Consider the following 10,045-nt stretch of genomic DNA (forward strand, 5'->3'; position numbering starts at 1 on the left):
CATCACCACGTGAACAGCTTTCCGACCCTCGTACCGCTGCTACTGGAGAGTCCGGCTTCGGCACCAGCCCCGACTCCCACGCTCAGAGTCGTCGATCCTACTGGCTCGCCGCGATAGTTCCTCGCGCCGACGGCCCTTTCATGGCTCAGGTAGGCGGCGGGGCCAAGGCCACCGCCGATGGTTCCGCCCCACCCGTCACCTCGGAGCTGCTCGAAGTCCGTTGCATTGCTCCCCATGAGTCCAACCGTTGCGTTGAGGCCCACAGACGGCGATTCATATCCCTTGGAGAACGAAACCCCATAGTCGGTCTTTCCGTCCTTCCTTCGGGTGTTGACCAGACAGACGCTCGCCGTCGCACCGAACCCGAAACCAGCCGATCCGCTGAGACAGATGCCCTTCGTATCCCCTGCGGTGTAGTTGTTCCAGACCTTCTTCGCCTTGCTCGCCCAGCCGCCCAATTCAGATTTGAGCCCGCCGAGAACTCCGTCCCGTCGCCTTCTTTCCGCATCACGCTTCTTCTGTGCATCGCGCGCAGCCGCGTCCGCCTGGGCTCTGGCCCGCCCCTTGTCGATTCCGCGGTACCACCTGTCGCTGATGCCGCGCGACGCGTTGGCGATGCGTACCTGCTGCTTCTGGTACGGCTTGAGGCGGCCGTACCACTTCGTGTAGCGCTTGACCGCCCTGATGGCCGTCTTGGCCATCTTGTTGATCGTCTTCTTGAGCCTCTTGACGAAGCTGCCGAAGAACTTGCCGTCGGGGTCGGCGTGGATGACCGGGTTGTTGTTGCCGTAGGTGTAGCCGTGCATCTGCTGCGGGTCGGCCGTGTCCATGACCGGGTCGACCGAGACGAACCGGCCGAGCGTGGGGTCGTATTCGCGGGCGCCCAGGTGGGTGAGGCCCGTGGTGTCCGTGGCGCCGCCCACGAAGCCCCTGTTGCCCGGCCAGTTGACGGACTGCGCGGTGCGCCGGCCGCCGAAGATGTGCGTCTTGCGGCGGGTGATGGCCTGGCCCGCACCGAGGACGACCGCGGTGGTGGCCGTGCCCAGGTGGTCGGAGAGCAGGATGCTCACCTGGCCGCCGGTCCTTACCGCTACCGTCTCGTCCCCCGCGGTGTAGTAGCGGGCGCTGGACTTGGTGCCGTCCTTGTTGAGGGTGACTTCGTTGCCGCCCGGCAGGTACAGGGTGGTGGCGTTCGGTGTCTTGGACAGGATGCGGTTGCCGTCCGCGCTGTAGAGGTAGTCCGTGGTCCTGCCCGCCTCGACCGCCTTGGCCAGGTGGCCCTCCGCGTCCCAGGACAAGTCCTGTTCGCGGCCTGCGGCGGTGCGGCTGGTGGTGTTGCCCGCCTCGTCGTAGCTGTATGTGTCCTCGTGCCTTTCGCCGTCCGTCTCGTTGCTCACGGACGTCAACTGGCGCTTGCCCGCGCCCTTCTCGCCGTAGGAGTAGGTGCGCTTGACGTCGTGGGCGGCCAGCGGGTCGCCGTCGATCTTGTGCTGGGTCTCCGTCCTGCGGTTGCCGATGGCGTCGTAGGTGAAGGTGTGCCAGTACGCGTCCGGGCCGCCGACCTTGGGGGCCGTGCCGCCCTCGCCGCCGGCGTCGGGCTTGGCCGTGCAACTGTCCGTCGCCGTCCAGGCGTTGGTGATGCGGCGCAGCGCGTCGGTGGTGAAGCACTGGGTGTCCACCGAGCGCTCCTCGTCCTGGCCGGAGGCGGTGACGAGCTTGTTGATGTTGCCGGCCGCGTCGAAGCCGTAGCGGACGTCGTCGATGCGGGAGGGCCCGCTCTCGCGGTCCGTGGTGGTGCGGATCAGGTTGCCCGTGTGCTCGTCGTACTCCTTGGTGTCCCACACGTGGCGTCCCTTGGGGCCGTACTCGGTGCGCAGCGGGCGGCCGAAGGGGTCGTAGGTGATGTTGTTGACGAGGACGGGCGCGGTGGGGCCGGTCATGACGAGCTGGTCGTAGGGGAGGCTGCTGCCGTAGCGGTTGGTGACGCGTTCGGCGGCCTGTCCCGGCAGGGCGGGCTGGCGGGTCCAGTCCACAAGGCCGGTGCGGGCGTTGTAGCCGTACGTCCACTGGTAGGTGGCGGCGAGGGCGCCCTCCCTGGCGGGGATGGTCACCTTGGTGGCGGTGGGCTGGTAGCGGTCGTCAAAACCTGTCGTCTCGGCCACGTACTCCTGGCCGCCGGCGTGGCGGGTGGCTTTGGTGAGCCGGCCCTTGGCGAGGGTGTCCCATGTCCAGGAGGACAGCAGTGTGTCGCCCTTGGTCAGCTTGGTCCTGCGGCCGAGTGCGTCGTAGCCGGTGGTCAGTTCGGTGCCGCGGGCGTCGGTCGTGGTGACGGGGCGGTCCGCGTCGTCGTAGGTGACGTGTGTGGTGCCCTTGTCGGGGTCGTCGGTCTTCACTGCCCGGTCGCGGTGGTCGTAGGTGTACGTCCACGTCGCGCCGCTCGGGTCGGTGACGGTCTTGTGCTTGCCGGTGGGCGTGTAGGTGTACGTCGTCGACTGGGACGTGGTCCGCTCGGCGTCGGTGTACTGGATCAGCTCGGTGGTGCGGTCGTGGACGTCGGTGACCGTGGTCGTCGCCGTGTCGCCCCGGGGCGGGATCACGGTGGTGCGGTCGCCGTCGTGCCGGGTGGTGACGCGGGTCTGTTCGTCGCCGTACTTCTCGCGGATCTGGGCTGTGGTGCGGCCTGCCCCGTCGTACACGGTGCGCATCGCGTCGGGCGTCTTGGTGTCGTCGCCGGTCACCAGCGTGCCGGAGGCGTCGCCGGTGGCGTAGTAGGCGTCGTAGGTCTTCCACTCCAGGCCGCGGGAGTCGTACTTCTTCTCCCCGATGATCCGGCCGACGCCGTTGGCGGAGGGCGCCTGGCTCTCGCGCTCGCGCAGCAGGCCGTCGAAGAAGGCGTACTCGGTGCGGTAGTCACCGTTGTGGCGCAGGGTCTTCGTGGTGACCACGGTCGGCTCGGTCTTCGTCACCGTGTACGTGAACTGCTTGCTGGGCGTATCGGGGTGGGCGGCTTTCGTCCAGCCCTGCTCCCACACCTTCGTGGCCCGGCCCATGCCGTCGTAGGTGGAGTCGGTGCGCTTGCCGTTGGCGTCGATCTTCGCGGTGGGCAGGCCCCGGCCCGGCTCGGACTCGGTGGTCTCGGTGTGGCCGAGGGCGTTGGTGAGGACGGTCCTGGTCGGGGCGTAGTCGGTGGCCGGGGTGTACTGGGTGGTGGTTTTCGCGCCCGTGGCGTCGGTGGACTCGATGGTGCGGCCGTGCCGGTCGGTCTTGTTCCGCTCGACGGTGACAAAGCCGGTGCCCGCCGCGTTCTGCTCGTCGGCGCGCGTGACGTCGCCCTTGGTGGGGGCGGCGCCCAGGGTGGTGGCGTTGTCGAAGTAGGTGCGCTTCTCCGAGATCAGGTCGTCGGGCAGGTCGGGGGTGGTGCCGCAGGCCTTGGCGACGGTCTTCACCGAGGCCGCGAGCTCCACCAGGTTGGTCTTGGTGTTGCGGGCGTACGTCGTGGTGGTGCAGGTCTCGTCGCCGGACTTGGCGGTGTCGCCGTGGTCGGACTCGGTGGCGGGCATGCCGTAGGAGTCGTAGGTCCGCTCGACCTTGGTGCGGCGCCAGGTGTCGCCCACGGCGGTGCGTGACGTCTGCGTCCGGCTGTCACCGGCCACGAAGGACTGCAGGGCCGGCAGCCCGTCGCCACGCTTGCGCGTGGCGGTGGCCGCCGACTTCCAGGGGATGGATGCGGACGCCTCGATGAGCTTGCCGCCCTCGAAGGTGGCCTCCTCGCGGGTCATGCCCGCGAACACGGGGTGGTCGCCGGCCTCCACGCCCTCGGAGTCCTTGACCTGGGCGCCGGAAACGCCACGGAAGTAGCGGGTCTCGGTGCGCAGCTTCGTGCCGTCGCCGCCGGTGCCGGTTTCCGTCCTGACGTGCCCGTAGCCGCGGAAGTCGGCGTGGGTGCGGTACTTGGCCTCGGTGAACTCGTCCTGCGTCTTCGCCCAGGCCGCGCCGCCGAGGTAGGTGTAGTCGGTCTGCTTGGCGGGGGCGCCGCCGACATGGTCCTCCTCGCGGACCTGGGTGACCACATAGGTGTGGAACCAGTCCTTGGTGGGCTTGTAGTCGGCGCCCGGCGAGTCCGGCGAGGTCCAGTAGACGGGGTAGCAGCGCTTGGTGTTGCTCTCCTCGGCGGGCAGCTTGGATGCCGTGCACTCTGGAGCGGAGTAGGTGATGCCGATGGTGCCGCCGGATTCGGTGTCGATGGCGTGCACGCGGTAGCGGATCAGCGGCGGAATGCCGTCTCCGGTCTTGTCGACGCGGTTGGCCAGCTGGGTGCCGCGGAAGGTGACGGCGGGCGTGGTCTCACTGGTGCCGCCGGTGTGGCCGGTGTGCTGCACGCTCTTGAGCCACAGGGCGGGTGAGGAGCCGTCACCGGTGGAGGGGAAGGAGTGGGTCAGCTTCCAGGAGTCGACCTTCTGGTAGCCGGTCCCCGCGCGGACCTCGGTGGTGATGTCGGTGATGCGCTTGCGGGACCAGAAGGAGGGGCTGTAGCGGTTCTTGCACTCGTCGCCGGACTTGCAGTGCTGGTCGTAGGGCACGTCGGGCCAGTGCTTGGCGTTGGCGGCGGTGAACTTGGTGGCCGCGCAGTCGAAGGAGGAGGTGGCCAGGCAGCGTTCGGCGGTGGTGAAGGTGACCTTCGCCGCGGGCGTTCCCGTGTACAGGTCGTCGTGGCGCAGCCCGTACTCGATCTTCTTCAGGTAGCCGCCGCGGGTGTAGGGCGTGGCCGTCGAACTGCCGCTGCTCAGGCTGACGTTGCGGCCGTAGCGGTTTTGTTCCTTGCCCCAGTAGTAGGCCATGGCGTCGCCGTGCGGGGTGAGGACGTAGTCGAGGTTCCAGCGCCAGGCCTGCTGGCACCAGGAGTCGGCGAAGGTGTCCTTGTGGCACGGTTCGCCCGCGTGGTTGCCGTGGACCGGGACGGTCCAGGTCGCGTTCGTGGTGGTCTTGCCCGAGGTCCAGCCGGGCAGCTTGTGGTAGCCGAAGAAGTACTGAATGCCCGCGGTGTCGGTGACCTTCCAGTACTCGCCGTCGTTGTCGCCGTTCCCGCGTCTCGCGTCCTTGACCAGTTCGACCTTGCTGCCGTCGTCCTGCTGCGGCTTCCAGGTGCCCGTGGCGTCGTCGCGGACGAGCTCGGTGGTGGAGCCGCCCAGCGACAGGACGGCGTTGTGGCCGCCCCAGCACAGGTCGCCGTTCTTGGCCTTGTTGTTGCCGTCCTTCATGTCCGCGTTGCAGGACGTGTAGCGGCGCTCGATGAAGCCGGGCTCCAGGCTCCAGCCGTCACCGACGTTGTTGGCCTGGTTGTTGGTCGCCGCGGTGCGCCCGTCGACCGAGGAGGAGGAGTAGCCGAGGGACAGTTCGGGGCCCATCTCCCCCGGGACGTCTGGGGTGTTCAGGTCATACGTCCAGGAGAAACCGCCGGACGAGTCGCCGGCCTCCCACGAGCCGGACGGCGACAGGGGGGTGGCTCGGAAGTCTCCGCCGCCTCCCCCGGCGCCGGAGGAGGCGGCCTGCACGGCGAACAGGGAGCGCGCGCGGCGGGCCGGCTTGGCGGTCGACTCGTCTGTGGCGGGCTGGGTGGCGGCGGACTCGGCGTTGACGGACTCGGCGTTGACGGACTCGGCGTTGACGGACCTGGCGTTGACGGGCCGACTCTTGGTGGCGTCCGCCTTGGTGGGTTCGGCCTTGGCGCCGCCCGGCTTGGCGGAGTCGGAGTCGGCCTCGGCGGAGTCGGCCTCGGCGGGCGTGCCGGGCGTGCCGGGCTTGTCTTGTGCGGGCTTCCTCTTCGTCTGCGAGTTCGGCGCCACGTCGGCGGCCCCTTCCCCGAGGTCGACGCGCGCGCTGAGGGTCTGCTTGTCCGCGTCGTTGTGGGCCGTCTCGACCGGAGCGGGTGCGCAGTCGTCCGCGCCGGGGGCGGTCAGCGCGCACTGCGGGACCCGGGTCAGCGTCAGGCGCGATGCCCAGTCGGCTCCAAGGGCGTTGCGGAACGACGCGTAGTTGATGCCGAGTTCGGCGTCACCGCCGTCGGACTCGACGGACAGCAGAACTCCGGAGACGCCGGCCCGTTCGGTGCTCTTGCGGTCCAGTACCTCTACGGCGACTTCGCCGGACACCGAATTGCCCGCGCCGCCGCCCTGCTTCTTGGCCGCGGCGATAGGGGTGATCGGGGTGATGTCGACGGGCAGGGAACCCGGTGTCAGTTTCTTCTTCCGGCCCGGGGCCGACATCTCGGCCGAGGCCGTGCCCGGCTTGGGCCAGGCCGCATCAGGAACGCTCCGCCACGCCTTCTTGTCCGCCTCGTCGCCCGCGGTCTTCCTGTTCCCCTCGACCGGCGTGACCGGGACGGGCTTTGTGGTCTGCAGCTCGCGCAGGGAAAGCCTGGTCATCGCCAGAGTCTCGGCGGTGAGCAATCCGCTGAGCAGGGCTGTCGCCGTCAGCGTGGTGACCACGCGTCGGATGCGGCGCCTTCTCCGGTCCGAACGCCCGGGCCGGCACCCGGAGTTTATTCGAGAAGACGCACGCATTCTTCAAAAGCTCCCGCATCAAGGGCAGATGGACGCCGGAGAACTTAGCACGCCCTTTACTCGTTCGTGGCATGGGTATTGATGCATATCGGCGGCATGACCTTCGACATGAGAGTTACCGACAGAAGTCCCTTGACCTGGCGTTCTACGTCAAGTAAGTCGGCGTCGGAATGGCCGCGACTGACGCCGGAAGCAAGGTTGTTCTTGACACGTGCTTTACTTGCCCGGGTTTCCGAGGATTGAATGAAGAGGAAGACGCATGCCTTGTCGTCCGCATTCCAGATGGCGAATAGGGCTTGCGGCCCTGGTAGTTGGCGCCCTGTCGGCAGGGATCGGGGTCACCTCCGCTCCGGCGGCCGTGGCCGGCCCCCGGCCCGCAGGCAGCAGCGGGACAAGCGCCTCAGGACCGGACGAGGACGAGGAGACCACCGCCTCGCGGCAGGCCGCCCGCGGCGGGGACCGGGTCGAAGTCCTCTCGCGGCGCACCGAGTACGCCACGGTGTACGCGAACCCTGATGGCACTTTCACCCAGGACACCGCGACGGTTCCCCTGCGGACGAGGCAGGACGGCAGGCTCGTCGACATCGACGAGACTCTGGTCGAGCGCCCTGACGGCACGTTCGCTCCCCGGGCGGCCTCGGTGGGCGTGCGCTTTTCCGGCGGCGGAACGAAGACCCCGCTGGCCGCCGTCACGCGTGAGGGCCGGTCCATGAGCGTGGGCTGGCCCGGCGAGCTCCCCGCGCCGAAGGTCGAGGCGGACACGGCCACCTATCCCGACGTACTGCCCGGCGTGGACGTCAAGTTGCGGGCCTCGGCGGCCGGCTTCCAGCAGGTCCTCGTCGTCAAGAACGCCGACGCGGCCCGCAACCCCGCGCTCAAGACCCTGCGCTTCGCCCTGGACAGTAAGGGCGTTGACGTACGCACCGACGAGGCGGGGAACCTCACCGCCCGCAACCCGGCGGGGAAGGTCGTCTTCACCGCCCCGACCCCGACCATGTGGGACTCCTCCGCACCTCCCACGGCCGGCGCCGCCCACGCTCCCGCGGACGTACGCAAGGCCACGGTGCGCGCCAAGCCCGCAAACAGCACGCCGGTGCGCGCCACGCCCGCGGACAGCACGCCGGTGCGCGCCAGGCCCGCGGACAGCACGCCGGTGCGTGCCGGTGAGGACGTCTTCGAGCCGCGTGAAGGCGCCGAGGAGTCCCGCATGCCGATCCACGTGGACGGCGGGGAGATGCGCCTGACCCCCGACCAGAACCTGCTGACGCACCCGGAGACGGTCTACCCCGTCTACATCGACCCCTCCGTCTCCAGCCCGCGCCTGGGCTGGACCTCGGTCTCCAAGAAGCACCCGGGCACCTCGTACTGGAATCACTCCTCGCACGTGGCGCGGGTCGGGCACGAGTCGGAGACCGGGGGCACCTGGCGGTCCTTCATCCAGTTCAATCCGCGCTCCTTGCACGGCAAGCAGATCACTTCCTCCACGATGCGGATCAAGAACACGCATTCGTGGTCGTGCAGGAAGAAGCCGGTCCAGCTGTGGCTCACCGCGGCGATCTCCTCGGCGACGACATGGAACAGGCAGCCCGCCTGGCACGAGAAGTACGCGACGGTCAACGGCGCCAAGGGGTGGTCCAGCAGTTGCCCCGCAGGCAACCTCGAGTTCGACACCACCAAGGTCACCGCCAAGGCGGCCGCCGGGAAATGGAGCAAGCTGGCGCTGGGCCTGCGCGCCGATGAGTCGAATTCCGAGTCGTGGAAGAAGTTCGACGCCCGGACCGCGGTGCTTTCCACCACCTACAACAGCACCCCGAACCTGCCCGCCGCCGTCGACACCGTGCCCTCGACTATGACCGGCGGCCGCTGCGGCGACAACGGCACCCATGTCACGCTCGGCAACACCGACGTCCAACTGACCGCGAGGGTCTCCGATCCGGACGGCGGCACCGTCACCGCCCGGTTCCACCTGTGGCCCACCGGCAAGCACGACGCGGACCCCGGCCTCATCGTCAACCGCGATGTGAAGGTCTCCAACAAGGGCGTCGCGCGTACCACTGTCTCCAAGGCCCTGCTCGGCAAGCACATCGGCGCGGCCAACGGCAGCTTCTCCTGGAAGGTGCAGGCCCGCGACGGCAAGGCGGCCTCCGACTGGCGCCCCGCTCTCGGTGCCCCCGGCTGCCGCTTCGCCTTCGACCCCGACCGGCCCTCCCACCCGCCGTCGGCGACCTCTGCCCAGTTCCCTGACGGCGATGCCGGCAAGCCCGAAAAGACCGCGGCGGCCCGCACGGAAGGCACCTTCGCCTTCTCCGCCGGCGGCGTCAAGGACGTGGTGAAGTACGAGTACTGGAGCGACTGGGACCCCACCGTGCGCAGCATCGCCCCCGCCCAGCCCGGAGCCGGCGCCACTGTGAGACTCACTCCGCCCTCCGCGGGCCCCCACCGCCTCGTCGTCCGCTCCCTCGACAGGGCGAACAACCGCTCCGATACGGCCGTCTACTCCTTCTACGCCGACTCCCCCGGGCAGCCGGACGAGCCCGGCGACCTCAACGGCGACGGCAATCCGGACCTGCTGGCCCTGCGCACGCAGGGCGGACTCACCCTGCACCCGGGCATCGGCAACGGCCGTCTGGCCACCCCGGCCCCCGCTTCCCAGCACTCCTTCGACCACTCCCTGACCAGCCACCGCGGTGACTGGAACGGCGACGGCTACGAAGACCTCATCGCCACCACCGGCGCCAAGGGCTCCCGCCAGTTGCACATGTATCCCAACAACGGCTTCGGATATATGTGCACCAGCCTCGGCGAAGCCGGTGAGGGCTCCTCCTGCGAGGGCGAACGCCTGGACCTCACCGTCTCCGACGAAGCCGACGACCACTTCAAGAACGCCGACCAGATCCTCGCCGTCGGTGACATCGACGGGCCCACCGACCTCGACGGCGACGGCGAGATCGGCGAATGGGACCTGCCGTCCTTCCCTGACCTGCTGGTCAAGGAAGGCAAGCACCTCTGGCTCTACTATGGCCACCCCTATGGCTACTTGGACGAGTACGCCGAGCCCGTCCTCATCGGCGACAGCAGCTGGGAGGACTACGACCTGGCCGCCCCGGGCGACGTCACGAAGAACGGCCACCCCGACCTGCTGGCCCGCAAGAAGTCCACCGGCGAACTCTTCCTCGCCCAGGGAACGGGACCCGACGGCGCGGGATTCGGCGACACGGCGGCACGGGTACGCGTGGCCACCGGCTGGAGCCCGGCCGCCGCCCCGCTCCTTGCCTCCGCAGGCGACGCCGACAACGACGGCCGGCCCGACCTGTGGTCCACCACCCCCACGACCGCCGGCCTGCGATTCCACCCCCGCCTCACCCCGACGGGCCTGGGGGACGCCGTCACCGTCGCAGCCGACGGCTGGAGCGGCCTCCAAGCAGTGAGCTGACCCCGCCGTGAAGAAGGCGCCGGCCCTCGTATGCAGATGCTCTGCATACGAG

Annotated in this window: 2 protein-coding genes; one reads left to right on the top strand and one right to left on the bottom strand. The window is 69.1% G+C overall.

Going from position 1 to position 10,045, the window contains the following annotated elements; genetic code table 11:
• Positions 1 to 2 precede the first annotated feature (2 nt).
• Positions 3 to 6,485, bottom strand: a complete 6,483-nt coding sequence (locus AB0N81_RS40370) for an RHS repeat-associated core domain-containing protein (protein WP_365367642.1) — start codon at positions 6,483 to 6,485, stop codon at positions 3 to 5.
• Positions 6,486 to 6,918: 433 nt separating this feature from the next.
• Here AB0N81_RS40370 and AB0N81_RS40375 point away from each other — a divergent pair, with 433 nt between their 5' ends.
• The gene (locus AB0N81_RS40375) at positions 6,919 to 9,993 is read left to right on the top strand and encodes an FG-GAP-like repeat-containing protein (protein ID WP_365367644.1); all 3,075 of its coding nucleotides are present in this window, start codon (positions 6,919 to 6,921) and stop codon (positions 9,991 to 9,993) included.
• Positions 9,994 to 10,045 lie beyond the last annotated feature (52 nt).

The sequence above is a fragment of the Streptomyces sp. NPDC093510 genome, assembly GCF_040683555.1.
In the GTDB taxonomy this organism is placed as follows: domain Bacteria; phylum Actinomycetota; class Actinomycetes; order Streptomycetales; family Streptomycetaceae; genus Streptomyces.